Source organism: Paenibacillus sp. FSL R10-2771, from assembly GCF_038000205.1.
GTDB classification, from domain to species: Bacteria; Bacillota; Bacilli; order Paenibacillales; family Paenibacillaceae; genus Paenibacillus_AQ; species Paenibacillus_AQ phytohabitans.
This window is the reverse complement of record NZ_JBBOBM010000001.1, coordinates 2,471,148-2,494,896: the sequence shown is the minus strand read 5'-3', so window position 1 is coordinate 2,494,896 and position 23,749 is coordinate 2,471,148. Positions and strand designations below refer to the sequence as shown.

The window sequence follows — 23,749 nt, the reverse complement described above, 5'->3', positions numbered from 1 at the left end:
ATCACCTCATTATTTCAGTTCAAGTTAATCCTGTTCTGCCATAGCCTCTTTGGGTGTGCCGAAGAGATAAGTGGCAATAAATCCGCCAGCGTAAGCTGCAATTAAGCCTATGACGTATTTCAGCCATAATCCATTGGCAATCAAGGGAATTAACGCAACCCCGGAAGGCCCAATGGCAATCGCTCCAACGTTGCCGAATAAGCCAATGACCGCACCGCCAATCCCTCCGCCAATACAAGCTGTAATAAACGGCCGGCCCAGCGGTAAGGTAACCCCGTAAATTAAGGGCTCGCCGATTCCCAGAATACCTACCGGAAGTGCGCCTTTAATCATGTTCGTTAATGATTTATTCTTCTTGCAGCGAATCCATAATGCAATGGAAGCCCCAACCTGACCCGCACCAGCCATAGCCAGCATCGGAAGCAACAGCGTCATCCCTGAATCATTGATCATCTCAATGTGAATCGGCGTCAATACCTGATGCAGTCCTAACATAACAAGCGGAAGGAACGCTGCTCCTAATACGAAGCCTGAGAATGCACCGCCAACCTCTAGCGTCCAGTTGATAGCTCCGATTAAATTGGTGGAAATAAATCCGGCGAATGGCATAATGAAAAATATCGTAATCAGACCCACGACTAGTAAAGCTATTGTAGGCGTAACAATAATATCAACGGCATCCGGAATCACTTTACGCAAATATTTCTCCACGATGGATAGAATCCATACGGCGATTAGAACGCCGATAACCCCACCTTGCCCTGCCGTTAAGGGTGCACCCGTAAATATATTAAAAATGGGCAGGTCAGCTGTAACCCCTGTTAAGAGCGTCACCCCGCCGATCACGCCACCAAGCGCAGGAGTAGCTCCAAATTCTTTAGCTGCATTAATACCGACATAAATCACCAGGTAACTGAAAATTGCGTTTTTGATAACATTTAAGATCGTTACATACTGCTGCCAGGTTGCAGTGTCTAAGTTGCCCGCTGTAATATTGTTAGCTAGAATTGAGCCAATACCCGCAATTAATCCGGCTCCAACGAACGCAGGGATAAGCGGAATGAAAATATTCCCGATCTTCCGTAAAAAGTTTTTGAATGGAGTATCATTCTTCTTTTTAAGCTGCGCCTTCATTTGTGCGCCTTTGGCCTGTAATTGTTCAGCCGAAATTGTACTTTCGCCCGCTGAAGCACTTTCTTCAAGCACGATACCGAACTCTTCTGCTACCTTGGTCACGACCCCAGGTCCGAGAATGACTTGATACGTATCATCATCCACTACACCCAGAACCCCGTCGATTTGCTTCAACTCTGCTTCAGCGATCCGGCTGCGGTCCACAACAGTTACACGAAGACGGGTCATGCAATGGGTATATGAGGATACATTGGAACGGCCACCGATCGCCCCTAGTATTTTGACCGCTAAATCATGATATTTACTCATGTTTGTGCCCCTTTCTTCTTATCGTATTATTGAATCGCCTGACGGACGAAGCCTTGTGATTCTTCGAGCCGTTGCACAGCTTCCTCTTTAGTTAGCCCCGCAAGAATCATCACAATAGCAATTTTCGGTTTCTGATCTGCCTGCTTCAAATAACTCTCTGCTGTTTCAGCATCACAATCTGTCGCATCCATAACAATCCGTTTGGCACGTTCTACAAGCTTTTCATTGGTTAGCTGTACATCCACCATAAGATTTCCATACACTTTGCCCGTACCGATCATCGAAGCTGTAGACAGCATATTGCAGATTAATTTCTGCGAACTACCGGCCTTTAAACGTGTTGACCCGGTCAAAACTTCCGGCCCGTTTACGACTTCTATCGCAATCCTGGCTATTTTACCAATCGCTGAATCCTTGTTGCAGCTTACGGCTACAGTTGGTGTACCTATAGAATTGGCATATTCTAATCCGCCGATAACATATGGAGTGCGTCCGCTGGCGGCAATTCCGACGACAACATCTTTGGCTGTCAGCTTAATATCCTGTAAATCCTGCACCCCTAATTGTTCGTTGTCCTCTGCACCTTCGACCGCCTTGATAAACGCCCTCTCTCCCCCGGCAATTAGCCCGATGACCTCCTCTGGCGTTGTTCCAAAGGTTGGCGGACATTCAACAGCATCCAGTAAGCCGATACGTCCGCTTGTTCCAGCCCCCATATAAATTAAGCGTCCGCCTTGTTTGATCGCCATGGTAATCACTTCTACTGCTTTGGCAATTTGCGGAATCTCTTGTTTAACCGCTTGTGCGACCTTGTGATCTTCTTCATTCATCACTTCCAGAAGTTCAAGAGGAGTTAATTCATCCAGGTTCATTGTTTTCTTATTGCGGGTCTCTGTTGTCAAATGCTCTAACATGATTTCCTCATCATCCTTTTCTGTTTATGAAATCGCTCTCTAAGTGAAGAATAGCATTACTGAAATATTATTTCAACATTAATTTTGTTTAATTGAAATTAAATATCAAAAAGAGATTGGGTACGCAAAAAAGAGCCTGCCCCAAAAGCTACTATTGGCATCAGGGAGGCCTTCATTTTTTGAGTAAGATCAACGTGTGCACTTGAGTGGACGCTCCGCGAACGGACTGTTTAAGCGGAAAGCGAATCTTCAATCTTTTAAAAGCACAAAAAAAGAAACCGCTCCTGTGTAAAATGGAGGCACTACCCAACCATTTCTAATCAAAGGAGAAGTTTCTTACTTTTATACATTCAACAAACCATGGACCAACCCAATTACAAACCACCCAACCGGTACGTATAAGTCTTGCTGTCTTTCTTGCTGCTCGTAAATTCAAATCGCAATTCTGATTTATCATCGCCACTGTCAATGAATTTAATCCCATCATATTTGAATCCCGGCATATCCATAGGGTTAATTCCGAACTCTTTGTAGAGAAGGATCGCCCGGTTAGCTCCGGCATCAATTAACGTCAGCAGGCCTTCTTGTGAAGAGCGGGCAACCAGATAATTCTCGCCTATGGCTTCAATGGCGTAGGTTTGATCCGGGGTACCTGCCAGCTTCGAAACGTTCCAGGTTTGCAGGACCGTTGCATCCGGGGCAATTAACCGGACAATATGACCGTCATTCATAACGGCGTTCCCGGCATACGTCTTCAAGTCCTCAGGAGAGAACTGCCAATAATGCGCTGTAGACTGGCGCAGGATGGCCCCTTTTTTGACAAACAGATTGTATACCGTCAGGTTGACCGAAGGTTCACCGCTGGAATTCTGAATGGTCACCAAATCCGCATCTTCTGAAATCTTCACCGATGTCAGCTGTGTTCCCGCAATATAATAAGGTTCAAGCTTGGCTGTAGAGGCGCCCATAGAGTGAACCACTCCGGCTGCATCCCGCTTATATAAAGTGCCGTCCACCCCGTTTAAGAAATACGCGTCTTTACTGGCCTGGCCGTCGCCGACAAATTCAGGATAGCTAATGAGCGCTTCACGGCTGTCCGCATTCCATTTCAGCGAGCCGCCAATAGCATCATTCACGAACCGCAGAGGGATGTAGAGCTGCTTATTCACCTGCTGGAAGGCTGCGGAATACGTGTTTTGCTTCCCGTTCACCGTTGCAATACGGCTCCCGATCTTCATACTGCCCTTCGTGAACAGATTCCCGATGGTGATCATTTTGGAATGTTCATCATAACTGACCGTTGCCCCCCTGACATAGAGCATGTCCAGCGAGAGCATTACCGTTCCATTCATTAGGGTGGCTCCTCCTGCTGAAGAGGTGATCTGCGAGTTGTTCAAATAGATACGGATAGCCGGTAATTTCGCGGTCTGTGCTGTACTAGTAGCTGCTGCTTCCATAACGGGGGGATGAACAACACCTGTTACAAGAACACTAAGACCAATGATCTGCAGAATTTTTTTGAAAGTAATCATAAAGAGCCCGCCCCTTCCTTTCTCAGAAAATACCATATCTCAAATCATAGCATATAGCGGATAGAATACAAAAATTAAATGGTGAATTGAGAAAAGTCAGGAAAGCGGGACGGGCAGTAAGTATTAGTTATCTCACTTCTTGACGGACACCCGAAGCGCTTGCCTTACGGATCGCATCCATCAGACGATGCACGCGGACCGCCTGGGTGTAATCGGGCAATTCCACCTCTTCCCCGTCAAGCCGCTGCGCCAGTCGGGCATAGAGATGAGCCACATTGTACCCGGGACCGGGAGGCAGATGCCGTACCAGTGAGGTATACATTTCTGGTGTTTCCAGTATCTCTGTCTCACCGGAAGTTCGGACGAGCTGAAGCTTCAGCCGGTCCATCTGAAACATCAGCTGATCCCGTGGGGTGATGACCAGTTCACCCCCGGTTCCTATGATCCGCAGCGTAAATCCGGGGGCACCGCCATTAACAAACTGGGCCGAAATTAGTGCATTCTGTGCCAGCTTGCCGTTAACAAGCACGTGATCCGGTGCAGTTGCGGCCACTGATCCACCAGTCTCCAGTATGTGAACTTCAGGATAATGCGTGTCCAGCTTACCGGATACCTCAACAAACGGTGCGACCATATATTCAATCCCATCAAGCACATGCGCTGCCCCGATCGTCAGTTGATCTGCCCCGTTAGCTTCATCCAGCAGATAGACATGCGCCTGGTCCACTGTTCCGTTCGAGGTTGGAAATACAGGCAGGGTAACTATTGTATTCACAGCCAATATTCGGCCAACAGCACCTTCAGCGACTAAGTCCCTGATATAGCAGACAGTTGGATTGGCCCGGGCCTGTAGGCCCGTCACATGCTTCACTCCCCGTTCTTCCGCAAGTTCCAGCAGCGCTTCCGCCTCCGCAGTAGTCCGGGCCAGCGGCCACTCACTGTATACATGCTTACCGGCATCCAAGGCTTCGCGGAGCAGCAAATCATGTTCGGGCACTTTCACAGCTACCACTACAACATCAATTCCAGGCTGCCCTGCCATCTCTGATGTACTTGTATAATAAGAGCCAATGCCGTGGAGCTCAGCTGCCGCCTGTGCGCTTTCTGCACGCGTGCCGGTCACTGCCTTCACCTCATAATTCTCAAGCGCTGCAAGTGCGGGAATGTGAGCCAATCCACCCCATCCGCCTGCTCCGACGATTCCTGCTCCCCATGATGCTTTTTTTAACATAGCCATATATTGTTACCTCCACATTTAGCGTTGTACTGACACGATTGAATATAACCGTTATAATCAAAACAAAAAAGTACGCACTTATTCGTAATATAGTTACCAATCGGGTACGTTGAAGGAGATCGATGATTATGACATATGAGCCGAACGAGGGGAATGCTAACGCTATACCCGGCAATACAAAGTACCAGAACCCTACCGAAGCCACCCTGGAGCGGATCGGCGGCAAGTGGAAGACAGCGATTCTCTGCCTGCTGGCCGAGCAAGGAAGCATGCGCAATGGAGAGATGCTTCGCACGCTGTCACCCGTCACCCAAAAAATGCTTACCCAGCAGTTAAAGGAGCTTGAAGCAGACGGGCTTATTCTCCGGACCGTATTCTCGGAAGTGCCTCCTAAAGTGGTGTATGAGCTGACGGATAGCGGACGGTCAATTAGGATGGTTCTTGATCCGCTTTGTGAATGGGGCAAACGGTTTGTTAATACAGTAAACCGGGACACCCGCACGGGGATTGAATAAATCAAAAAAGCCTCTGTCATCTAAAATGACAGAAGCTCCTTCATCCGGCAGACCGCACTGCTCCAGTACAAATAACTTTATGTATCTCAAGCCTTAAATAAGATAACAATTTCGGTAATCAGAATTAGCCCGGCAGCAGACACGCCCAGTGAATTAATGATTGTCAGTGCGTCCGGGTAGTTCTCTTTCCGGAACTGAGAACAGAGCGAAACGGTCCATAACACGCTGAAAAAAAGTCCGGCAGACCCGCAGCCATGCTCGTTCAGCACCTGTCTTCTGCGTTGAAAGAACCGGCCCAGCCCGGCAAAAGTGAACACCATATAAATAATAAGCTCAGCCGATGATATCGCAATGACCTCGCCTGCAGAAAAAAGATGCATTAATGCGTACTGAATGCTAAAACCCATAATTACAAGCATGTTAAAGGAAACCTTGTGCAAACTCAAGTCTTCTTCCTCCCTTTGCGTAATAATGTAAACAGCATTTAGATAACGCTTACATTATAATTGTAATCGTTTTCCTTTTCTGTGATTAATGACGCTTCCGGCCTATTGGATACTATGCATTGTGGGTCTTATCAGCCAAAAATACATACAAAAAAACCGGAGCTGCGACGGTAACAGCCCGGTTTTTCTATAAATCCGTAAATTGATCATGATTATTTTACCGCTCACTTCACATAGCTTCCAGAAAATCAATCACCGCCTGCGTTTTCTTATCGCCGTTCTTCTCAAGTAGCAACAGGAAATCACCAAGCTGTGTCAGCAGCCTGCTGCCATCGGTCTGCTCTGGACCGGCTTCGGAAAGTGTATTCTCATAAGCGATAACTGCTTCTTCATTGATGACCTGTGTCTTCTGGTCGAACAACGGGGTATTGGGGGTTCCGTAGAACACATACCTTTTGGATACTTCAAAAGCTTTTTTCATCGCCGCATTACGGTTAGAGTTCTTGTAAGTCTGTACAAAGGCTTCATATTGCACTGCCCGTTCCACGACTTGGTACCAGTCCACCTGTAAAGTCCCGTTAATCACAGACGGCTGCTCCGACTCTGCTGCCATCAGATCAATGTAAGCCTGCAGATCTTTGCTGATGTACGGCTTGAATACTTTGAAGCTCTTGTACTGAATGAGCGGAATAAACCGGCCGCCGTCCGTTCCCAGCTTATAGTCCATGGCCGTCAAGTCCTGCAGTACCACGCGGGAATCGTACTGCTTCACCTTGGAGCGCGCCAGCACCATGGTCATGCCGTAGGTGTATATGCTTTTGATATCTTTTTGAATGGCAGGTGTATTCATGCGTTTGGTGGCTGTGGGCAGATAAGCTTTCAAAGCATTTTCCAGATACAAAACGGCCAGATTGGCCTCTGCCTGCGTCATTTGACTAATACGGTTAACTAAGGTCGCCTGGGCCAGACTGAGCGTGGAAGGATTCTTCACTCTTTGCTCAAATAAGCTGAAGGCTTCCGTAGGCTTCACCGCCGCTGCCTCTGTATATTGAGGGAAGGCACCAAAGACGGTAATACCGGCACCCGTCAATAGCATTGCTGAGCCGAGTGCGGCTGCTATGCTTTTCGTAAATATAGTTTGTCTCATGAACACACACCTTTCAGAGATCCTGAGATATAACTATCATTTTACCACACATTAACAATAGGTTCGTTATGCTCAAGCCTCTCTCTGCTTTCGCTGATCCAGTCCTTGAACCATTCATTATCTGATGAACTGAATGTTTCGTCACCGTCGAAATTCCGGTATGCCCCGATGTAAACAATCAGCTCTCTAAGCTTGAGGAATACAGGGATTTGCTCCAGCCAATACTGCTCCAAGGTGTTCTCCCGGCTGTACCCCTTCATGAAATGATCCATAAACCGAAGTGCCTGTTCCTCACGGTTGTCCCGGCCCTCTTCTCCGCCGTATACATAGACCAGATAATATAGCTGAATGGCGATATCCTCTACAAACCAGCTGTACTGCGCCTCATCGAAATCGAATAACGTGATCTTGCCTTGATCACTCACATGGAAATTCCCGAAACCCATATCCCCATGGATAAGTCCGTAAACCTCTCTGTCCTTGGGTAACTCTTGGAGAGTATCGATGATGCTGTAATACGTCTCTCTTACGCGATGGTGCGAGGGGGGCAGGATATCTATATTTTGCAGATAATAATTAAGATTCCAGTCATGCCGCCGCACAGTAGCATCCTGATTGTCATACCGCTTGGCAAGCGCATGCATCTTCCCTGTAATCCGGCCCAGCTCCTCATAGGTTGCGTTATCGTTCAGGCATTCGGGATAACCGATCCTGTTGCCATTGGCTTTGTCAAAGCAGACAGCTGTAAAACACATCTCCACCGTCTCAATAGCTTCAGTCAAGTTACCATTAGTAGGAAGAATCGGGCCCGATGCCGAAATTCCGTTGCGGGTCAAATACATAATCCAGTCCAGCTCTGCCCTAACCTGCTCTGCAGTACGATGGATTCCTGGAGTAATTCTTAGAATATACATTCCACCGCTCCGCTGGTATTCGTACACGAAGTTCTGAAACCCGCCTATGTAAGTTAACTCATCAGGGTTGATTCCATAGCGGTTTGCGGCAATACGCATAATATCTTTCTGTTCAAATATGTCCTTAATAGCATTCTCCATTTGTGTAACCCTCCGGTGACTTAGTTAGACTGCAGTAGCAACTATTAAACTAGTAATAAGCATCATCACACTGACCGGTGCCCAAATTCTTCTCTCCCACATACTCCGTGTAATGATATTCAGGATCGAAGCAAGCACTGAAAAACCAACAACAAACCAAATGGCCGCAGCTGCAAATCCAAGCCACCCAGGAAGTATAATCTCCGACTTGCTCAGCACAATCAGCGCCAGGAATGCCAAAACCGTAATCTGGACCAGGCAAGCGGCACGCATTGGCGCTGGAAGCTTCCCTGTGAACTTTCCACCCATCGCGAATTCTCCCCACGGCATACCAAGAGCCAACGCAGCCTGAAAAAGAATGATGATACAAATCAAACCGGAAAATACTATTGCTGAGCTGAATAAGAGCATGATCGCTTTCCTCACTTCCATTAAGTAGCGTCTTGTGAATTATCATAGACAATATAGAGGCAAAAAATCATAATGATTGTATATTAATGGTTTTTTATGAACAGGAGAGCAATTATGAAATTATCAGAAGCGTTTAAGACGGAGCGGCTGCACTTCCGCTTGCTGAATGTAGAGGATATTGATGTAGTGTATAAACAATTCTCAGATCCGGAGATGTGCAAACATTTCAGCGAACCGCCATGCAGCTATGAAGAAGCCCTAGAAATCATTGAACATTACGCCAGTCCAGAGGGAAAAGGCCATCACCGTTACGGCATGTTTGATATTGAAACGGATGCATTTATCGGGACCTGCGGCTATCATTACTGGGATCGTGAGCTGAAGCAAGTCGAGATCGGCTATGATATCTGGAAAGAGTATTGGAGACAGGGGTATATGTCCGAAGCCTTGCCTGTACTCATCAAGCTCTGCTTCGAACATCTTAAAGTGGATTGCATTTATATCCTGACCCATCCACACAATGCTGCATCAATAGCCAGTGTGCACAAGTTTGGATTTGAGGTGTGTGAACCCTGCAGAAGCGTTGATGAGGAATCCCAGGTGTGTATGAGTTTGATGCGGGGGAAGTGGAGTGATTAATGAGGAGCGGATATCTTCTAAATCTCTCCCGGCAATCCGCAAGCTATGAGCATGAGTTGCACTATTATTCCACCCGCCCCAGCACCGCCTCCACCTCAGCCAGATTCACCAGAACCCCTTCCCGCTGCCTGCCCAGCTCCGCAATACTGCTGTCAATGGCATGCACACGTTCCTGCAGCATGTCACGGGCGAAGCGGAGCACCTCTGCTGTCCCGCAGCCGGATTGCGCCTTATGTCCGAACAGACATTGAATCTCCTTCACCGCAAAGCCCCACTGCTTCAGCTGTGCGATGGCCTGGAAATCCCGGACTTCCTTCTCTCCAAAAGAATAACGCTTCCCCTTCAGCTCCGGTGCCAGCAAAGACAGCTCCATGTAGTAGCGCACGGTATCTGCCGTTGTCCCCATCTCTCTGACAAACGCTCCAATCTGCATTTTCCTCCGCCCCCTCTGACAGCGGCTAACCTTCTTGGTTCATTAGCGCTGCTCTGTACACCGTTTCTTTCGCTTTTTCTACCGTTTGGGCTAATCGTGTTACTTTGCTGTGCACTTCGCAACGGATACGTGCTTCAGGGGCATATCCATCTGCTTCATGTGCTTGTCCGCTGTGTACTCTCGCTATGTTTATATTTCAGTTATACCCTCCTATAAAAAAGCAAGCGCCGGTACCTGCGGATACTCCCGCTTCCCGGCGCTTGCTATGTTACACTCCTCTTACTCTTCACGCTCTTTTCGCTTCCGTATTTGCTGTGACCAGAAATCCGGCTGTGCGTAGCCGATGTATGAATAATCCAATTCATCACCTTGCCGAGTGGATAACTGAATGAGCAATGCCTTCTTGAGATCAGAGGGATGCAGATCACCTGTTTTGATAGTTGCGACTTGAACGCCACCATGTTTGGGGGTACCTGTGACAACTACCTGATTGCCTTTGGTATACACAGCTGTAATCTCCGTTTGAAAAGCAATGATATACAGATCCAGATCCGTTTTGTTCTGGAACAGCGGGAATTGAATGCCTACATTTTGCTGGAAATCGTATTGGCTGGATAGACCAATGTCGTAGGTTGTAAATAACCGGTGGAGTGCGTATTGTATCCGCGTAGGCATGTAACTCCATCTTCCTCCACTATAGGTGCTATGCCAGTGCTTTTCGTACACAGGTCTCTGATAGAGAGGGTCATTCTTTATAATAAAGAAAGGAATCCTCGTGCCTTCATGTATTACTCTGGAAATGGATATTGTATCTGTAGGCTGGTGAGCCGCAGCCGCCGCTTCCTCTGGCGAGTTCATAATGGTAACGGGTTCGCGCGGCTCCAGCTGCTTCAGGCGAAATTTCAGCTGTTCCATTTGTTTAGCGGTCTCTTCGGGATTACCGACCCCAGACGTTGGTAAATTTTGAGCATTAATAGTTATGGGGGATGTAGCAAGCGCGAGTAACAGGGATAAGATTATTGCTGAGCCTTTGCTTAATAATGGCATATGGACCACCTCATCCATAGCTTGTTCATCATCCCATGGATTTATGTAGGCTGAACGTAAGATCACCTAGTGAAATCCTGCACATAATACAACATTATCCTGATTTAATCGGCCCAAAATCAAAATTGTTGTACAAAAGGCAGGATTTCTCTTCTTCCAAGCAGCTTAGCAGAATTATTGTTGTATTTCATACAACAATCTTCCCTAGTACCCGGGTATCTAAGCATCAAAGTTGCAAAACGTACAACAATTTTGTTTATAGCGCTTAATTTGTCTATAGTGCTTAATAAAATGTATCCTACTGCCGATGTGTTTTCGCCCAGCCTATACTATTCATCAAACAACCCCAATAACCCATCCAGACGATCAATCACATAATCATAGCTGCTCACTTCGCCAAATCCGTAACTTGCGTACACAAAAGGAATCCCGGTAATCCCCGCCGCCCTCCTATCTCCCTCCGTATCGCCCACATAGACAGGAATGCTTAAGTGATTCCGCTCCATCACCAGCTTAATGTTCTCACCCTTGGATAGCCCCGTTCTGCCCGGATTCTCGTAGTCTATGAAATACTTCTGCAGCTGATGGTATTCATAAAAAGCTTCAATATCCCCCGCCTGGCAGTTGCTCACGATGAACAGCTTATATTTTGCCAATAACGCCCTGAGTACTTCTTCCAGCCCTTCATACAGCCTTCCGCCTTGCTTCGCCAGACAAAGACACTCTACTTCACAGCATTCTCTGAGAATTCTATGCCGGGTGTCCTCATCGATGTTCGGGAACAGCTTCCGGCCAGCCTCATCTACCTGCAGACCCATGATTCCCTGTAAATCTTCCTTGGTTACTCCGTTCACAACGCCTTGGTAATTACTGAGCACACTATTCCATCCCGCCACTACTACATCTGATGAATCCCATAACGTGCCATCCAGATCAAAAATAATGCTGTCCATTCCACTTCTCCTAACGTTCAGTTCGTAGTTGCGGCTGCGGCCGGGCCCAGATCAGATGAATCATATTCAGCGAGTAGCTCTCAACCCTGCTGATCTGCATCCCGGACTCCCGGACCAGTCCAATAATATCCCGGGTGTGATGGCATCCATAGACCCGGTACAGCAGCGGATTCAGTGCCCGTTGCAGCGTTGACACCACGAAGTTAGAACTGATCCCATGCTCCATCAGCAGGATGGTTCCGTCCGGCTTACACCAGCGGTTCATCTTCTTCAGCATCTCCAGGGGATTCTGATAGCTGCAACAGGATAACGTAGAAACAATAGTATCGAAGGATTGCCCGGGGAAGCTCATTTCTTCCATATCTGCACATACAAAATTGGCGTTCACGTGGTAATGCTGTGCTGCCTGCCGCGCTTTCTCAAGCATTGCACTACTGAAATCCGCTGCAGTAATCTTGACCTCCCGGGAATAGTAAGGGAAGTTAGCCCCCGCCCCCACTGCCAGCTCAAGCACATCCCCCTCGGCATGACCTATAAGATTCCGGCGCCAGCGTTGCTGTTTGGGATCTTCTCTTTTGCGGGCATAGTCTGTGGCCTGTTTATCAAAAATACGGATCAGCTTCTGCTTATCCATCTGCGCCGGTCACCCCATTCATTAATAGAGTCGTTTCTCGTAGCTCTCCTGTATGCCTTGCCGGACTACTTCCACAGTAAACTCGGCAGAATTCACATGATCCGCGATAATCGCCGGAGCAGACGGAAGCGAGTTTTCGGCAGGCCAGGATCCGCTGTCCCATAGCTGCGATCTTTTAAAAGCCTTGGCACAATGCATATAGCACTCCTCCACCTTCACACCAATTCCCAAGGTTGGCCGTTTATCCCGGGCCTTCATCCTATCCAGAATATGCTCATCTCTGATCACGTAAGCTTGCCCGTTAATCCGCAGGGTCTCTTCAAGCCCCGGGATGATAAAGATTAGTCCTACATTGGGATTAGCGATGATATTTAGCAAGGAATCAAATCTGCGGTTGCCCGGCCGCTCCGGAATCACCAAATGACCGTCATCCAGCACCACTACCGATCCGGGTGCATCCCCGCGTGGAGAGACATCGCAAGAGCCGTGTTCATCTGCGGTGGACAGGAATAAGAGCGGTGACATAGCGATTAAATTGCGGCAATTATGATCCAGATGATGGATCGATTTACGCTTCACCACCTCACTGGGATAGCCCAGGAGTTCTCTAAGCTCAGCTTCTGAAGTCAGAATTTCTGTAAAAGGATTATTCATCTAGCGTCCTCGATTCTGGTTTGGCTTCTATAAATATATTCTATAATCATATACCCGAAACGTTTCTCAGCGCCAGATCTTCATCCGCTCATCGAGGGTAGAAGTATGCAGTTCTAGCTGGATTCCATCCGGATCCAAGAAATTAACGGACCAGCCTACTCCACGCTGTATCGGGCCTCTTACAATGGTTACATTACTTTGCTTCAGGATGCCCACAGCTTCATTGAAATCGTTCTCTGCGATATAAAAAGCCACATGATCCATCCCGGCAAATCCTTCTGCGTGGTCCTCAGTACCCGCACGTTCAACAAGGCAGACCCAGGCACTTCCCCACTCCAGATAAGCATCCGTTCTGCCTCGGTGTCTTAAGGTCATACCGAGAATGCCATGATAGAAATCAAGGGACGTCTGCAGGTCGCGAACATTGAGTGTCATATGGCTAAATCCGGTTACTTTCATTGCGGTGCCTCCTTTATGTTTTAAAGAGTTACCTCTTCAGATGATTTTAGCACTTGTATACCATGCTCATAAACTCGTAAGTGCTTCCGTTTGTATTCTGCATGTAGGTATCTGCTGCGGTAAATCCGGCTTTTAAATACACTTTGATAGCCCTCGCATTAAAGGTTGCTACAGCCAGCGTTATCCGTTCAGGATGGAAATTCACAGTAACATAATGCAGCACCGACTTCAGGAAAGCTTGCCCTGCGCCACGCCCGGTTAGATCGGGTCTCATGCCTAAACCTATATCACAAATGTTACCCTCAACCGGCTGAACAGTAAAATACCCTATAAACTCATCGTCTTGCGATACAGCGTATGTATGATCCCCACGTCCGGCCGGGTCCAGGAATTCGATTAAATCATCCTCGTCTGCATCCATATCATAAAAAGAATATTCACCTGCATAATGCCAATGGTATGCAATATCTTCAGCTTGAAGCTGTGTTAATGGTCTAATAACTACAGCCATCGCGTAAACCGTTTGTGCAACACTTCAATCTGATGCTGATCTGCCCATTCCTTCAGGTCCTTTATCCCTTGATCCTCTTTGGCTGAGAAACAGAAGCAGTACTTGTACGGCACCAGCAAATTAGCTTTGGGCTTAACCGCGATTACGGGCTTAAAGTATCCTTTGATAAAAATCTTCTTAACCTTGCCCGCTTCTATCTCAATATTCTTGATCTGAAGGGCTTCAGGTTTAATCTCAATGACGAACACTCTGCGACATGTCAACAAGCGATAAATTAATATCCCCATGATAATTCCACCTGATATTATGATGAGTAAATAAAACAAGAAAAGATCAAATCGGTTAGTTCTATTATATATTATTAATAAGTATAGCCAGGATAATATCAGTAAAGTAAAGCTTATCGTCACCCCAATTTCAGCAGGACGTTTGCCTTGATGTGTGATCAACTTTTCCATTCACTTCCCCCACTACGTTCATAATAAAAATCTATTGGATTCTTATTATAATACAGGTAAAAGATGGTATGCAGCACTCTGTCGTAACATTCTTTGACGGATAGGCGAATCCCTTAATTTGTGTATTCATTTTTTTGACTAACCGGGTACGAAACTATAAGATAGATGGCATGAGAGTGATTACAGATCAGGAGGGACAGCCGTGGAAGAGTTTGCAGAGTATTTAGCTAAAATCGATAATCCGGTACACCGCGCTGCGACGGAAGAGGTACTGGCTTGGGTGATCCAGGAATTTCCCCAATTAACGCCGAAAATCGCCTGGAATCAGCCGATGTTCACCGATCACGGAACCTATATTATCGGCTTCAGTGTATCCAAAGCGCATATGGCGGTTGCCCCCGAGAAGGCGGGAATGGATCATTTTGCCGATGCCATTAAGCAGGCTGGCTTAGATCATACCAAGCTGCTGGTGCGTATGAAATGGACGAGCCCGGTTGATTACACCATACTCAGACAAATGATCGAGTACAACATTGCGGATAAGGCTGACTGTACAACTTTTTGGCGGGCATAGAAGCCAGGGATGAAACACCGGGATCAGCCAAGAAAAAAGGACGTGCAGGATAGCACGTCCATCGTATGACATATCATTTTTTACAGGATAACCCCAGTGACAATCTTGCGGTGATCCGATACATAAGCTCTGAATTTATTCTCTTGTGCTGTATCCTCGAACGATTGCTTAGCAATGAACCAGTATTCCTGCTGACCATGGAACAATAAGTAATAGCCTTTATTCTCCCACACCCGGGTGAAGGAGCCCCATTTCATGATGGACTGATCTACTTCCGGGCTGAAGTTGATCCCTTCTGCATCGAACAAATATTCGAATTCCTTGTTGTACCTTGTATCTGCCGACAGGATCTTTGGCAGCAGCAAGGTACGCATAACCATCGACATAGCGATCGTAAGCACAAGTGTTATCGATATCCCGAGGAGTATGATCGATTCGTTCTTAACATATAGAATCATACAAACGGCTACAAACACCGCTTGAACCCCAATGGAGAGAATAGATTTCCACGAATGGAAATATAGTGCCCGCGCAACCTTTTGAATATGTTTTCCGTAATGAAAGCTGATTTTCTCCATCTTGTCACCCTTTATCTGTTCACTTAATAACCTCTAGTAGTATAGCATTCATTACACGAAACCCATAGCGGATAAGATAGCTTGGTGCCTTCTGCAATCTACTTGGAGCTAGGCTCCACCGCCGGCACCGGTCCCAGCTTCACGAACAGCGTAGCAGCCAGCGCGATCAGAAATCCAGTCATGCAGGCGAGCAGGAAGCCGACGAATCCGTCCCCCAGATAAGCGGGTAAAGTCGCCAAGCCCGGAAAAGCGAAAGAAATCGCCGACGAGCCGGATAGGCCGACCATTCCGCCCCCGATCGCTCCCGCGCAGCAGACAATGACCATCGGCTTGCGCAAGGGCAGGTTCACACCGAACATCGCGGGCTCGGTCACTCCGAACAAGGCCGAAATGGACGCGGACAAGCATAAGGTTTTGAACTTCTTGTCCTTGGCTTTGATGAACACGGCGAGCGCCGCTCCTGCCTGCGCGAAGGCGGCTGGTCCCATCAGCGCGAGGATGGTATCCGAGCCATGTACGCTGATATTGTTGATTGCCAGCGGTACCAGACTCCAGTGCAATCCGAAGATAACCATCGGTTGAATAATCGCGCCAAGCACCATTCCCGCCCCTACCGAACTGAGGTTGTATACAGAGCGGTATCCTTCAGCAAGCATGTCTCCGGCAAGTGAGCCAATTGGACCGAACACCAGCAGTGTCACGGCGGACACCGTCACAATCGAGATCAACGGTGTGAAAAACTCCCGGATGACCTCAGGCAATATTTTAACGCAAAATCGTTCTACATACACTAAGAGGCCTACCGCAAGGATGATCGGAATGGCGCTCGAAGGATAGTTAACGGGAGTAATACTCATCCCGAGAAAATGTATGATTTCCTGGTTGTCAAACAGCGTGGTCAGGCTCGGGTACAACAGCACCCCGGCAATCACAACGGCAGTAAAGGGGTTAGCCCCGAATTTGCGGGCGGCTGTAAAGGCAAGCAGCAGCGGAAGGTAGTAGAACAGACTGTCCGCCATCGCATTGAGCACCGTATACGTGCCTTCTGTCTTGCTGATGATCTCCAGTGCAGCGGCGCCGGCGAGTAAACCCTTCATAATGCCTGCCGCACTCAGAATATTAACGATTGGAAGAAAGATTCCGGAAATGCCGTCAATGATGATATTGACTATACTTCCCCTGACTTGCTTCACAGGTATTTCCTCATGTTTCTCTTCCATATGTTCCTCCTGAACCTATACTAACATCTTGACATAAATGACCCGTAAGAAGGGGCACTTTGTTCAAAGCTGTCCTCTTACGGGTCACCGTTAAACCGGAATTATTGCCGGCTTTTTAGAATACTTTTGTCGTCCACGATTCGCAGTTCCAGATATCCGTTACGATATCGCGGTAAAATTCAGGTTCATGGGAAATCAGCAGGATGCTGCCTTTATAAGCTTTGAGCGCACGCTGCAGCTCTTCCTTGGCATCTACATCGAGATGATTGGTCGGCTCGTCCAGTACAAGCAGGTTGCTATCACGGTTGATCAGCTTGCACAAACGTACTTTGGCTTTCTCGCCGCCGCTTAAGACCGCAATCTTGCTCTCGATATGCTTGGTCGTCAGGCCGCATTTGGCCAGTGCCGCCCGGATTTCAAATTGGGAGTAGGACGGGAACTCGTTCCAGATCTCTTCAATACAGGTGTTGTAATTCGATTCCTTCATTTCCTGTTCGAAATAACCGATCTCCAGCAGATCCCCGAGTCTCACCGAGCCTGAAATGGCTTGAATCTGGCCGAGAATGCTGCGCAGCAGCGTCGTTTTACCGATCCCGTTCGCACCTACAAGGGCAATCTTCTGTCCCCGCTCCATGCTCAGATCAAGAGGTCTGGACAATGGGGAATCGTAGCCGATCACCAGATCCTTCGCTTCAAAAATCACCTTGCCGGAGGTCCGGCCCTGCTTGAAGTTAAATTGCGGCTTCGGCTTCTCCTTGGCAATCTCGATGACATCCATCTTATCCAGCTTCTTCTGCCGGGACATTGCCATATTCCGGGTAGCTACGCTGGCCTTATTGCGCGCAACGAAGTCCTTCAGATCGGCGATTTCCTGCTGCTGGCGTTTGAAGGCCGATTCCAGCTGCGATTTCTTCGCTTCATACACCTGCTGGAAATACTCATAATCGCCCACATAACGCGACAGCGACTGATTCTCCATATGATAGATCAGGTTAATTACGCTGTTCAGGAACGGAATGTCATGCGATATCAGAATGAAGGCATTCTCGTAATCCAGCAAATAACGCTTCAGCCAGTTGATATGCTGTTCATCCAGATAGTTCGTAGGCTCATCGAGCAGCAGGATGTCCGGCTTCTCCAGCAGCAGCTTAGCCAGCAGAACCTTGGTCCGTTGACCGCCGCTGAGATCGTTAACGTCTTTATCCAGACCGATGTCGGTAAGACCCAACCCGCGGGCCGTTTCATCGATTTTGGCATCGATCATATAGAAATCCTGGCTGGTCAGCATGTCCTGAATCGTTCCGACATCCTCCAGCAGCTGCTCCAGCTCCTCCGGAGTAACCTCGCCCATCTTGCCGTACATATCGTTCATCTCTTGTTCCATATCGAACAGATATTGGAAGGCTCCGCGCAGAACATCACGGATGGATTGTCCCTGCTGAAGTACAGCATGCTGATCCAGATAACCGGCGCGCATGCGTTTCGCCCATTCCACCTTGCCTTCGTCCGGCTGCAGCTTGCCGGTAATGATATTCATGAAGGTCGATTTACCTTCACCATTGGCACCAATCAGACCGATATGCTCGCCCTTCAGCAGGCGGAAGGATACATCGGTGAATATGGCCCGGTCTCCGAACCCGTGACTCAGCTTTTCTACATTTAATATGCTCATGAAATTAACACCTTTTCCTTTATTCTATATTCTCGTCATATTATAAAGGCTAAAGCGCCACAACTCCAGACGGTTTGCAAAAAAAGGCGAAAAAACACTAACATGAGGTTAGTGTCTGCTTACGCTTTGACTTCACTTGGAACATAAGTATAGTTCTTGGCTCAATCCAGGCATTTGGCGAAAAGCTCTGTTAACTGGATACCTCTGTGCCAATCTGTCCCTCCGCCTTCAATCGTCCAGCATGCCTCAAGCACGCCTCGTACCACGCCCCACATCGCGATTCGGCGGGGGTCCAGGCCAAGGCGTTCGGCCATAATGGCAATCCGGCCCCGTAGTACCTGCTCGCAATCACCACCCCGATCCATATAGTTAAGCAGATACTGGACAGTATCAAAATGAATGTCACCGATGATGCCCTTAGGATCAATAACAACCCATTGCTCTTCTCCTTGGCGGAGGATGTTGTCATGATGCAGATCACCGTGCAGCAGAAAATTCTCTTCCGTGGTGTTAATGAGATACACCAGACATTCTTCGGCATTCTCCACCCAGCTCTCAGGCAGCGGCGCTGCAGTTTCTCCATCGCCGAACCGCTCACGGTATCGCTCTATGGCCGCGAAGTGCTGCTTCATAGACGGGTACCGGCTGCCGGCTGGTGCAGGAAGCTGAAGGCGCTGAAATACCTCACAAAAGATATTCGTCGCCTTCGCATCATCCTCAATGGCCGACAACGGTGTGCCGGGGTCGGCTCCTTCCAGCAGGGCCACACCCCAGTCCTCATCTGCATCCAGTACATGAATCGCCCCCCTGCCCTCATAGGCTCGAAGCACACTAACTTCCTTAGAAAGCTCCTCCTTCATGAAGGATAATTTTAGGACTGCCGGCTTCCCGTTACTGAGCTTTGCCCGGAGTACAAAGTTATAGGATAAATTGGAAAAGGGAGCTTCCGGACTAAAGCCGAAGCGGTCTGCACAGTCGGTAATCAGATCAGGCAGCGCCTCCGCCCATGCTACGCCCTGCTTACCATAGAGTTCGTGCATTCAGGTTCAGGTATTACAATCATGCCGCAACGGCTCCTTTCAGTCATGTAGCCAGTCTGCTCTCCATTCCGCTTGGGTCAACTCATAATCGATAAAACTCTGCCATTCTCCAAGCTGATCTGTCCACGCATCCGTTCGCACCGCAATTTTCCGGAAGCCGAGTTTCTCATATACATGCTGTGCTCTGGTGTTCTTAAGATTGGTATCGAGGATGATTGTGTGATATAACACCGCTGATCTCCAGGATCAATCGGCCTTGCCGTTCCGGGTCCGCCCCGCTCTGCAGTTTGCTTCGCACCTCTTGTTCAGTAGTGCCTATTCCATGGGGAAAACCGGCATGCGCCATAATCTCCCCGTCGTTCCACCAGCTGCATAACAGCTTTGCATCGCCTATAGTTGCATCCCGGATGACCAGGTTCCCTTTGTGCAGAGACATTTCTTCCCCCTCTGTTCCTTCGGTCTGAATAATCGCAAGCTCATTATATCATGCAACCATTTCCAGATTAAGGGAGGGTTTCGTTATACATAAACTATACGGAATTGAAGTTAATTAAGCTCTAATCAAGCTCTATGGTCATGCTACAGGCACAGAAGCAGCAGCACGTAAGCAAGCGTGACTCCCCCGGCGGTATAATCGATTCGCGATAATCTTAGCTCTCTATAAGAAGTACGGCCCTTCCCGTTCCCATAGGCTCTTGCATCGATCGTCATTGCCAGCTGCTCTGCCCGTTGAACCGTTGTTATTAGCAGGGGAACCACCAATGACAAATATGCAAACACCCGCTTATGGCCTTTGAACGCTATAATGTCATACCCTCTGGCTCTTTGCGCCAGCATAATGCGGTCCAGCTCTTGAATAATTGTCGGGATAAAGCGGACTGCAATCACGAGCATCAATGCAGTAGCCTCAACCGGAACGCCCCGGCGGGATAGCGGCTTGCACAGTTGCTCCAGGCCTTTTGCCAGATCCAGCGGCTTGGTCGTCAAGGTCAGCAGCGAAGCAAGCGACACGAGCAAGAGAATACGCCAGACAACAAAGAGGCCCTTCTCTATTCCTTCTTCTGTCACTTGAACGGCCGAACCCGGCCAGAGCGGTACCCCGCTGGTATTGAAGAGATGGTAGGCAAAAGTAAAGGACAAGAGGAGCGCAACCGGCTTTAATCCTCTAAGAAACATCCGTACCGGAACCCGGGACAACAGCATCTGGCTTCCCGCAAAGACAGTTGCTATAGCAAATCCGCCATAATTATTGAGTAAAAGAGAGCAAATTGTAAAGGTTAGCATGCTTAACAGCTTGGTACGGGGGTCTAGCCGGTGGAGTACTGAATCTGAAGGGATATACTGGCCCAGCAGGATGTTATCCTTCATGATGAAGACCTCTTGACTTCCAGACGTTCCTCACCAGCTGCATAATATCTTCTTCCCTGCAACTCTCCGGTTTAAGAGTCCGTCCGGAAATCCCCTCAATGAATCTTAAGAGCTGTATAGGCTCCGGCAGAGGCAACCCGGCATGCTCCAACAAAGCTGCACGCTTCAGAAATAACTCATCCGCCTCCAAATGGGCTAATAAACGTCCCTTCTGGAAGACCATCACCTCGTCCGAATAGTCGGCAACCTCCTCAAGCTGATGAGAGATGAGCAGTACTGTCCGGTTCTTCTCCCTCTGCCATGCCTTGAGCTGTCTCAGCAGCGCTGTCCTGTGCACGGAATCAAGTCCGGCGGTGGGCTCATCCAGAATAAGGAGCTCCGGCTCCGTAATCAGCACGGAAGCGACAGCGACAAGCCGCTTAAGCCCCCCGCTAAGCTGGAACGGCTTCTCCTGGAGAAGATCCGCCGGGAGTCCCAGCTGCTCCATAACCGTCTTGACTGCTGCTTCCACTTTCCCTGGTGATTCCCCCTTCACAGTAAGAGCAAAGGCCAGCTCCCTATAAACCGTCGTTGCGAAAAGCTGCTGCTCCGGATATTGAAATACATAACCGATCTGTGGGACGGCCTTCGTATTCCCTTTACTGTCCCTGGGCAGAGGTTGGCGGTCATGCGTATATTCGCCTCTGTAGAAAGGAACCAGCCCCTTTATTACTTTGGCAAAGGTGGATTTCCCTGCTCCGGTATGGCCAGTCACCGAAATCCATTTCCCCTCCTGAAGCGTGCAGCTTACGGATTGAAGAATCTCTACCCCGTTCAACTTTACACTTACGTCATTTAACTCGAAGGCCATAAGGCAGACACTGTCTCCTTCCAGTCCGCACGCAGGGGGGCATTTAATCCGAGCGCTTGATGCAGTCTTACCGCAAAAGGGGGAGAGATCTGATGCTCTGTAATGGATACGCTGCTAAACAAGGCGGAGGGTGATCCGTCAAAAGCAATTTCTCCTCTGCTCAGAAGCAGAACACGGTCAGAGGAAAGAATCTCATCCATATGATGCGTGATCTGAATAATGGTCTTACCCTGCCGGTGAAGGGAGTTCATCAGCTCGAGGATGTCTCTTCTTCCCTGCGGATCGAGCATGGAGGTCGCTTCATCAAAGATGATTATCGAAGGTTCCATTGCCACAACAGCAGCAACCGCAACCCGCTGTTTCTGGCCGCCTGACAGTTGATGCGGCATGGCTTCCGCATAATCTTCCATGTGAACTGCTTGCAGAGCCATATTCGCCCGCCCGGCCATATCAGCTCTCGGCACGCGCAGATTCTCCAGTCCGAATATCACTTCATCCAGAACGGAGGTTGTGATGAACTGATCGTCGGGATTTTGAAATACCAGTCCGGCCTGCTCCCGAATCTTCCCAAGGTCATCAGGATTCCGTGTATTCAAACGGTCCAGCATTACTTGTCCTTCTCTTGGCTGCAGTAGCCCGTCCATTAACTTGGCGAGCGTGGACTTTCCGCTTCCGTTCCCTCCAATGATGGAGAGAAATTCACCTTGGCGGATTCCAAAGCTTAGCTGGCGAAGAACCGGATTCCCGCTCCGGTAATAATAATCGACCTGATCAAAAGTAAGCATCTGCCCCACGCTCCCTCCGCTGTTTCCTTAATTCAAAAAAATCTTCCGGCGCAGAAGTGACTGTAGCAAGCGGCCGTGGCTTCTCCCAAGGTGTAATCTGCTGTCCGTTAATGCCGAACACTTGCCCCGTCAGCTCCGGGTCCTTGTGATCCAGAAGCGCACGCACGAACCGGGCCACATCGTCCGCTTCACCCAAGCTCCATGCCTCAGGAAGCGGCTCATTAAGCTGTGCATATTTTTCTGTCAAATGTTGAACAACCGGCAGGGTCATATCGGTTAAGGCAGCAGGAGCAATGCCGTTAACCCTGATCCGCTTGGTCTTCAGTTCATCGGCAAGCGTCCACAGCATCCCGAGAAGTCCGGCCTTGGCCGCACTGTAATTGACCTGCCCCGCCGAACCGGTGAGTCCCGCGGTTGAGGTCATCAGCAGAATATCGCCTCCGTGCCGGCTCAGATGGGCAATTGCACGCCGGATGCAGTAGAATGCCCCATTCAAATGAACGCCGAGGACAGCCTGCCACTCCAGATCCGTCATGAACTCACATCTGCGGTCATGAAGAATGCCGGCGTTATGAATTAAAATATCCAGGGAACCCATCTTCCCGGCCACTTCGTCCATCATTGCCGTAACGGCAGCGGGATCGGCAACATTGGCACAGAATCCCTCCGCGAAGCCGCCTGTCCCCCGGATGTCCTCGACTACTTGCTTAACACTCTTGCCATTTAAACCATTAACGGCGATCTGATATCCGCAGCGCCCCAGTTCTATAGCTGTACTGCGCCCAATCCCCCGGGTTGCCCCGGTTATTAATGCCGTCTTCATATATCCATGATCCCCTTTACAACGCCAAAAGAGCCTTTAGCGATGATTTCCCCGTGATCTGTCACTACCGTTACCTGGATCTGATCATGCTTCAAATCGTTATACCGGAAGCATACGGCTGAGCCTTGAACACACGGCTTCTCAAACCGCATAGTAATGGACTGAATCCAATGGGAGAGGTGTTCTTTCATATATAAAGACTGCGCCAGCCCCATGATGTACATTCCATGGGCAATGGGAGCTTCGTAACCCGCTTCTCTTGCGGCTGCGGCATTCAGATGAATCGCTGCCTCATCCTTGGTGACAGCAGCATATTGCCGGATATCCGCCTCAGAAATCCTGATTCTCATA

30 protein-coding genes are annotated in these 23,749 nt (G+C 48.7%); 3 read left to right on the top strand and 27 right to left on the bottom strand.

Annotated features, from left to right (window positions below):
- Nucleotides 1–24 precede the first annotated feature (24 nt).
- The 4 genes from NSU14_RS10660 to NSU14_RS10645 all read right to left on the bottom strand — a co-directional run bounded on the left by NSU14_RS10660 (nt 25) and on the right by NSU14_RS10645 (nt 5,126).
- Nucleotides 25–1,443 (bottom strand): PTS transporter subunit EIIC, encoded by a 1,419-nt coding sequence (locus NSU14_RS10660; RefSeq protein WP_042138260.1) that lies wholly within the window; start codon nt 1,441–1,443, stop codon nt 25–27.
- A gap of 26 nt (nt 1,444–1,469) precedes the next feature.
- Nucleotides 1,470–2,357, bottom strand: coding sequence for an N-acetylmuramic acid 6-phosphate etherase (murQ, locus tag NSU14_RS10655; protein WP_042138263.1), 888 nt, complete (start codon nt 2,355–2,357; stop codon nt 1,470–1,472).
- Between the two features lie 374 nt (nt 2,358–2,731).
- Complete coding sequence (locus NSU14_RS10650) at nt 2,732–3,889, bottom strand: copper amine oxidase N-terminal domain-containing protein (RefSeq protein ID WP_340944690.1); 1,158 nt, start codon at nt 3,887–3,889, stop codon at nt 2,732–2,734.
- Between the two features lie 127 nt (nt 3,890–4,016).
- Nucleotides 4,017–5,126, bottom strand: a complete 1,110-nt coding sequence (locus NSU14_RS10645; protein WP_340944687.1) for a Gfo/Idh/MocA family protein — start codon at nt 5,124–5,126, stop codon at nt 4,017–4,019.
- A gap of 128 nt (nt 5,127–5,254) precedes the next feature.
- On the opposite strand from NSU14_RS10645, the gene NSU14_RS10640 reads away from it, so the two are divergent.
- Nucleotides 5,255–5,641, top strand: a complete 387-nt coding sequence (locus NSU14_RS10640; protein WP_042138270.1) for a winged helix-turn-helix transcriptional regulator — start codon at nt 5,255–5,257, stop codon at nt 5,639–5,641.
- Between the two features lie 86 nt (nt 5,642–5,727).
- On the opposite strand, the gene NSU14_RS10635 is transcribed toward NSU14_RS10640, so the two are convergent.
- The 4 genes from NSU14_RS10635 to NSU14_RS10620 form a co-directional block, all read right to left on the bottom strand.
- On the bottom strand, nt 5,728–6,087 hold the full coding sequence (locus NSU14_RS10635) for a hypothetical protein (RefSeq protein WP_042138272.1): 360 nt from the start codon (nt 6,085–6,087) through the stop codon (nt 5,728–5,730).
- Between the two features lie 229 nt (nt 6,088–6,316).
- Nucleotides 6,317–7,234: a hypothetical protein gene (locus tag NSU14_RS10630; RefSeq protein ID WP_340944685.1), complete on the bottom strand. Its 918-nt coding sequence runs from the start codon at nt 7,232–7,234 to the stop codon at nt 6,317–6,319.
- A 41-nt stretch (nt 7,235–7,275) separates the two neighbouring features.
- Nucleotides 7,276–8,289, bottom strand: coding sequence for a phosphotransferase enzyme family protein (locus tag NSU14_RS10625; RefSeq protein WP_340944683.1), 1,014 nt, complete (start codon nt 8,287–8,289; stop codon nt 7,276–7,278).
- 24 nt (nt 8,290–8,313) lie between these two features.
- On the bottom strand, nt 8,314–8,721 hold the full coding sequence (locus tag NSU14_RS10620; protein WP_340944680.1) for a hypothetical protein: 408 nt from the start codon (nt 8,719–8,721) through the stop codon (nt 8,314–8,316).
- Nucleotides 8,722–8,814: 93 nt separating this feature from the next.
- On the opposite strand from NSU14_RS10620, the gene NSU14_RS10615 reads away from it, so the two are divergent.
- Nucleotides 8,815–9,339: a GNAT family N-acetyltransferase gene (locus tag NSU14_RS10615; RefSeq protein WP_340944678.1), complete on the top strand. Its 525-nt coding sequence runs from the start codon at nt 8,815–8,817 to the stop codon at nt 9,337–9,339.
- Nucleotides 9,340–9,403: 64 nt separating this feature from the next.
- Here the strand turns inward: NSU14_RS10615 and NSU14_RS10610 are convergent, their stop codons facing one another.
- The 8 genes from NSU14_RS10610 to NSU14_RS10575 all read right to left on the bottom strand — a co-directional run bounded on the left by NSU14_RS10610 (nt 9,404) and on the right by NSU14_RS10575 (nt 14,488).
- On the bottom strand, nt 9,404–9,772 hold the full coding sequence (locus tag NSU14_RS10610) for a MerR family transcriptional regulator (RefSeq protein WP_171716163.1): 369 nt from the start codon (nt 9,770–9,772) through the stop codon (nt 9,404–9,406).
- Nucleotides 9,773–10,051: 279 nt separating this feature from the next.
- Nucleotides 10,052–10,885 (bottom strand): hypothetical protein, encoded by an 834-nt coding sequence (locus NSU14_RS10605; protein ID WP_340944674.1) that lies wholly within the window; start codon nt 10,883–10,885, stop codon nt 10,052–10,054.
- Nucleotides 10,886–11,148: 263 nt separating this feature from the next.
- A complete protein-coding gene (locus tag NSU14_RS10600; RefSeq protein WP_340944672.1) occupies nt 11,149–11,772 on the bottom strand; it encodes an HAD family hydrolase in 624 nt (207 codons plus the stop codon).
- A gap of 10 nt (nt 11,773–11,782) precedes the next feature.
- Complete coding sequence (locus NSU14_RS10595) at nt 11,783–12,406, bottom strand: class I SAM-dependent methyltransferase (RefSeq protein WP_076243222.1); 624 nt, start codon at nt 12,404–12,406, stop codon at nt 11,783–11,785.
- Nucleotides 12,407–12,427: 21 nt separating this feature from the next.
- Nucleotides 12,428–13,060 (bottom strand): pyridoxamine 5'-phosphate oxidase family protein, encoded by a 633-nt coding sequence (locus NSU14_RS10590; protein ID WP_042138286.1) that lies wholly within the window; start codon nt 13,058–13,060, stop codon nt 12,428–12,430.
- Nucleotides 13,061–13,126: 66 nt separating this feature from the next.
- Entirely contained in the window at nt 13,127–13,519 is a 393-nt protein-coding gene (locus tag NSU14_RS10585) for a VOC family protein (protein WP_042138287.1), read from the bottom strand.
- A gap of 46 nt (nt 13,520–13,565) precedes the next feature.
- Nucleotides 13,566–14,030: a GNAT family N-acetyltransferase gene (locus tag NSU14_RS10580; RefSeq protein WP_042138290.1), complete on the bottom strand. Its 465-nt coding sequence runs from the start codon at nt 14,028–14,030 to the stop codon at nt 13,566–13,568.
- Entirely contained in the window at nt 14,021–14,488 is a 468-nt protein-coding gene (locus NSU14_RS10575) for a hypothetical protein (RefSeq protein ID WP_042138291.1), read from the bottom strand. The genes NSU14_RS10580 and NSU14_RS10575 overlap by 10 nt, the downstream gene beginning before the upstream one ends.
- A 202-nt stretch (nt 14,489–14,690) precedes the next feature.
- On the opposite strand from NSU14_RS10575, the gene NSU14_RS10570 reads away from it, so the two are divergent.
- Nucleotides 14,691–15,062, top strand: a complete 372-nt coding sequence (locus NSU14_RS10570; RefSeq protein ID WP_336101833.1) for an iron chaperone — start codon at nt 14,691–14,693, stop codon at nt 15,060–15,062.
- An 80-nt stretch (nt 15,063–15,142) separates the two neighbouring features.
- Here NSU14_RS10570 and NSU14_RS10565 read toward each other — a convergent pair whose 3' ends face one another.
- From NSU14_RS10565 to NSU14_RS10520, 11 genes are all read right to left on the bottom strand, one after another.
- Nucleotides 15,143–15,640, bottom strand: a complete 498-nt coding sequence (locus NSU14_RS10565; RefSeq protein WP_076243225.1) for a YcxB family protein — start codon at nt 15,638–15,640, stop codon at nt 15,143–15,145.
- 98 nt (nt 15,641–15,738) lie between these two features.
- Nucleotides 15,739–16,860 (bottom strand): PTS transporter subunit EIIC, encoded by a 1,122-nt coding sequence (locus tag NSU14_RS10560; protein ID WP_042138295.1) that lies wholly within the window; start codon nt 16,858–16,860, stop codon nt 15,739–15,741.
- Between the two features lie 115 nt (nt 16,861–16,975).
- Nucleotides 16,976–18,532, bottom strand: coding sequence for an ABC-F family ATP-binding cassette domain-containing protein (locus tag NSU14_RS10555; RefSeq protein ID WP_042138297.1), 1,557 nt, complete (start codon nt 18,530–18,532; stop codon nt 16,976–16,978).
- Nucleotides 18,533–18,693: 161 nt separating this feature from the next.
- Nucleotides 18,694–19,572, bottom strand: coding sequence for an aminoglycoside phosphotransferase family protein (locus tag NSU14_RS10550; RefSeq protein ID WP_340944666.1), 879 nt, complete (start codon nt 19,570–19,572; stop codon nt 18,694–18,696).
- A 39-nt stretch (nt 19,573–19,611) separates the two neighbouring features.
- A complete protein-coding gene (locus NSU14_RS35965) occupies nt 19,612–19,803 on the bottom strand; it encodes a GNAT family N-acetyltransferase (RefSeq protein WP_218639438.1) in 192 nt (63 codons plus the stop codon).
- On the bottom strand, nt 19,766–20,008 hold the full coding sequence (locus NSU14_RS10545) for a hypothetical protein (protein WP_218639439.1): 243 nt from the start codon (nt 20,006–20,008) through the stop codon (nt 19,766–19,768). Before NSU14_RS10545 ends, NSU14_RS35965 begins: the two co-directional genes overlap by 38 nt.
- Nucleotides 20,009–20,151: 143 nt before the next feature.
- A complete protein-coding gene (locus tag NSU14_RS10540) occupies nt 20,152–20,940 on the bottom strand; it encodes an energy-coupling factor transporter transmembrane component T family protein (RefSeq protein WP_076243227.1) in 789 nt (262 codons plus the stop codon).
- Nucleotides 20,930–21,790, bottom strand: a complete 861-nt coding sequence (locus NSU14_RS10535) for an ATP-binding cassette domain-containing protein (RefSeq protein ID WP_340944660.1) — start codon at nt 21,788–21,790, stop codon at nt 20,930–20,932. Before NSU14_RS10535 ends, NSU14_RS10540 begins: the two co-directional genes overlap by 11 nt.
- Nucleotides 21,775–22,575 carry an ATP-binding cassette domain-containing protein gene (locus NSU14_RS10530; protein ID WP_340944658.1) on the bottom strand — a complete coding sequence of 267 codons (801 nt, stop codon included), beginning with the start codon at nt 22,573–22,575 and terminating at the stop codon, nt 21,775–21,777. The genes NSU14_RS10535 and NSU14_RS10530 overlap by 16 nt, the downstream gene beginning before the upstream one ends.
- Entirely contained in the window at nt 22,562–23,398 is an 837-nt protein-coding gene (locus NSU14_RS10525) for an SDR family NAD(P)-dependent oxidoreductase (RefSeq protein ID WP_340944656.1), read from the bottom strand. Before NSU14_RS10525 ends, NSU14_RS10530 begins: the two co-directional genes overlap by 14 nt.
- Nucleotides 23,395–23,748, bottom strand: coding sequence for a MaoC/PaaZ C-terminal domain-containing protein (locus tag NSU14_RS10520; RefSeq protein ID WP_076243231.1), 354 nt, complete (start codon nt 23,746–23,748; stop codon nt 23,395–23,397). The genes NSU14_RS10525 and NSU14_RS10520 overlap by 4 nt, the downstream gene beginning before the upstream one ends.
- Between the last annotated feature and the right edge of the window lies 1 nt (nt 23,749).

Excerpts from the sequence above, each read along its gene's own strand:
- NSU14_RS10520 (WP_076243231.1), bottom strand. The coding sequence starts at position 23,748 with ATGAGAATCAGGATTTCTGAGGCGGATATCCGGCAATATGCTGCTGTC.
- NSU14_RS10615 (WP_340944678.1), top strand. The coding sequence starts at position 8,815 with ATGAAATTATCAGAAGCGTTTAAGACGGAGCGGCTGCACTTCCGCTTG.
- NSU14_RS10585 (WP_042138287.1), bottom strand. The coding sequence starts at position 13,519 with ATGAAAGTAACCGGATTTAGCCATATGACACTCAATGTTCGCGACCTG.
- NSU14_RS10660 (WP_042138260.1), bottom strand. The coding sequence starts at position 1,443 with ATGAGTAAATATCATGATTTAGCGGTCAAAATACTAGGGGCGATCGGT.
- NSU14_RS10595 (WP_076243222.1), bottom strand. The coding sequence starts at position 12,406 with ATGGATAAGCAGAAGCTGATCCGTATTTTTGATAAACAGGCCACAGAC.
- NSU14_RS10580 (WP_042138290.1), bottom strand. The coding sequence starts at position 14,030 with ATGGCTGTAGTTATTAGACCATTAACACAGCTTCAAGCTGAAGATATT.
- NSU14_RS10565 (WP_076243225.1), bottom strand. The coding sequence starts at position 15,640 with ATGGAGAAAATCAGCTTTCATTACGGAAAACATATTCAAAAGGTTGCG.
- NSU14_RS10550 (WP_340944666.1), bottom strand. The coding sequence starts at position 19,572 with ATGCACGAACTCTATGGTAAGCAGGGCGTAGCATGGGCGGAGGCGCTG.
- NSU14_RS10560 (WP_042138295.1), bottom strand. The coding sequence starts at position 16,860 with ATGGAAGAGAAACATGAGGAAATACCTGTGAAGCAAGTCAGGGGAAGT.
- NSU14_RS10540 (WP_076243227.1), bottom strand. The coding sequence starts at position 20,940 with ATGAAGGATAACATCCTGCTGGGCCAGTATATCCCTTCAGATTCAGTA.
- NSU14_RS10640 (WP_042138270.1), top strand. The coding sequence starts at position 5,255 with ATGACATATGAGCCGAACGAGGGGAATGCTAACGCTATACCCGGCAAT.
- NSU14_RS10600 (WP_340944672.1), bottom strand. The coding sequence starts at position 11,772 with ATGGACAGCATTATTTTTGATCTGGATGGCACGTTATGGGATTCATCA.
- NSU14_RS10535 (WP_340944660.1), bottom strand. The coding sequence starts at position 21,790 with ATGGCCTTCGAGTTAAATGACGTAAGTGTAAAGTTGAACGGGGTAGAG.
- NSU14_RS10530 (WP_340944658.1), bottom strand. The coding sequence starts at position 22,575 with ATGCTTACTTTTGATCAGGTCGATTATTATTACCGGAGCGGGAATCCG.
- NSU14_RS10625 (WP_340944683.1), bottom strand. The coding sequence starts at position 8,289 with ATGGAGAATGCTATTAAGGACATATTTGAACAGAAAGATATTATGCGT.
- NSU14_RS10630 (WP_340944685.1), bottom strand. The coding sequence starts at position 7,234 with ATGAGACAAACTATATTTACGAAAAGCATAGCAGCCGCACTCGGCTCA.
- NSU14_RS10650 (WP_340944690.1), bottom strand. The coding sequence starts at position 3,889 with ATGATTACTTTCAAAAAAATTCTGCAGATCATTGGTCTTAGTGTTCTT.
- NSU14_RS10555 (WP_042138297.1), bottom strand. The coding sequence starts at position 18,532 with ATGAGCATATTAAATGTAGAAAAGCTGAGTCACGGGTTCGGAGACCGG.
- NSU14_RS10545 (WP_218639439.1), bottom strand. The coding sequence starts at position 20,008 with ATGTCTCTGCACAAAGGGAACCTGGTCATCCGGGATGCAACTATAGGC.
- NSU14_RS10590 (WP_042138286.1), bottom strand. The coding sequence starts at position 13,060 with ATGAATAATCCTTTTACAGAAATTCTGACTTCAGAAGCTGAGCTTAGA.
- NSU14_RS10575 (WP_042138291.1), bottom strand. The coding sequence starts at position 14,488 with ATGGAAAAGTTGATCACACATCAAGGCAAACGTCCTGCTGAAATTGGG.
- murQ (WP_042138263.1), bottom strand. The coding sequence starts at position 2,357 with ATGTTAGAGCATTTGACAACAGAGACCCGCAATAAGAAAACAATGAAC.
- NSU14_RS10645 (WP_340944687.1), bottom strand. The coding sequence starts at position 5,126 with ATGGCTATGTTAAAAAAAGCATCATGGGGAGCAGGAATCGTCGGAGCA.
- NSU14_RS10620 (WP_340944680.1), bottom strand. The coding sequence starts at position 8,721 with ATGGAAGTGAGGAAAGCGATCATGCTCTTATTCAGCTCAGCAATAGTA.
- NSU14_RS10610 (WP_171716163.1), bottom strand. The coding sequence starts at position 9,772 with ATGCAGATTGGAGCGTTTGTCAGAGAGATGGGGACAACGGCAGATACC.
- NSU14_RS10525 (WP_340944656.1), bottom strand. The coding sequence starts at position 23,398 with ATGAAGACGGCATTAATAACCGGGGCAACCCGGGGGATTGGGCGCAGT.